General features: G+C 58.7%; 1 protein-coding gene and 1 pseudogene. Both read right to left on the bottom strand.

Annotation, left to right across the window (positions count from 1 at the left end):
* Positions 1-50: 50 nt before the first annotated feature.
* On the bottom strand, positions 51-248 hold the full coding sequence (locus BT264_RS39015; RefSeq protein WP_143155864.1) for a hypothetical protein: 198 nt from the start codon (positions 246-248) through the stop codon (positions 51-53).
* A 274-nt stretch (positions 249-522) separates the two neighbouring features.
* Positions 523-1,167: pseudogene (locus tag BT264_RS37285) on the bottom strand (integrase core domain-containing protein); the annotation flags it as partial.
* Positions 1,168-1,273: the final 106 nt, after the last annotated feature.

Raw genomic sequence — 1,273 nt, 5'->3', positions numbered from 1 at the left:
GATAAACGGTACGCCCCGCCCGCGCGCGAGCACAGGCGGGAAGCGCATTATCACGCGGTGTGTTGCGTGGTTTCGGCATCCGCCATGCCGGCGGCTGTCGGGAAGGGCCATGCCGGGCGGCTTTCGTTCGCCGGCCCAGTGCTAGCCGCAGCGTCAGTTTCCTGTGCGCTGGCTTCGTCCGCACTGGCTACAGTCGGTGTTTTCGCTTCTTCGGCCTCGTTAGCCTCGTCGTCCAGATAGTTCACCACACCGAGGTTCCCGATCGGTGAGGATATTCGGGAGCCGTATGTCACGAACGCAGACGATAAGTCTGCGGTGCTGTACTGAAGATGGGAGAAGGCCTCCCGAAGTCGGCTTTCAGGAGCAGGCTTCAAATCGCCCGGTACTGCTGTGTCCAAAAGGCGCGGTGGTGAGCGATCGTGGAAAAGTCATCCGGAGAGGGTGGCAGGTACGTGTTGAGAAGATGAGCGAAAGCAAACCGTCCGATGACGCATCGTTGATGTGCGATTCATAGACATCGTTTCACTTTCTTGGGTGCCGTTTCTTTGGCGTGCTGGAATTCGTGGCTCCGGTAGGAGACGCGAGTTCCAGCACGCGCCGGTGATGTTCGGCAAGGGCCTTGTCGACTCGCCATTCGCGGTGCCGGATTCGCTCTTTCAGATCGTCGTAAGCGCGGGCTACCTCCTCCGCGAGAGGTATGATTTCGCCCAATTCCGCTATGCGATCGACGGGCGTCTTGCCGCCGAGTGAGCCGTGCGGGCGGCGCCAGTTGTAGTCAAACTGCCATTCCTTAATTCGTCCATCGATCGCATCCTCAGTCGGAGCATGATGGGACCAAAACTCGTTCCGGTCTGTGAGTTGCGAACGTTCGACCTTGCCGTTGAGATGTGGCGAGCGTGGTGGGATCGGTCGGAATTTGATGCACTCGCTCATCAGACGCCTCTGTACTGACTCGGCGAAGAACTCGGTCCACCGATCGGTCTGGATACGCTGAATCGGAAACGGCATTTCCTCGATGACGCGATCAAGAAAAAGCAGCGTATTTCGGGCGTTTCTGCGCGGGTAGACAGCCAGTACGCGGAAGCGAGAACAGTCGTCGATGGCCGTGTACTGATAGACACCTCGAGCGATCTTCATTGTGTCCATTGGGACGCGATCCCCGGGAACCCCCGGCGTCAGACTAGTACGACATCCCGCAAATAGGTTTAATAATTGTCGGGCTGCAGGTACGGGTGCAGCAGCGTGAAGACCACCCCAGCCATCTCGTCGAGCG

The sequence above is a fragment of the Burkholderia sp. NFPP32 genome, assembly GCF_900119325.1.
GTDB classification, from domain to species: Bacteria; Pseudomonadota; Gammaproteobacteria; order Burkholderiales; family Burkholderiaceae; genus Burkholderia; species Burkholderia pyrrocinia_C.
The sequence above is the reverse complement of the archived record's forward strand: the minus strand, read 5'-3'. Positions and strand labels throughout refer to the sequence as shown.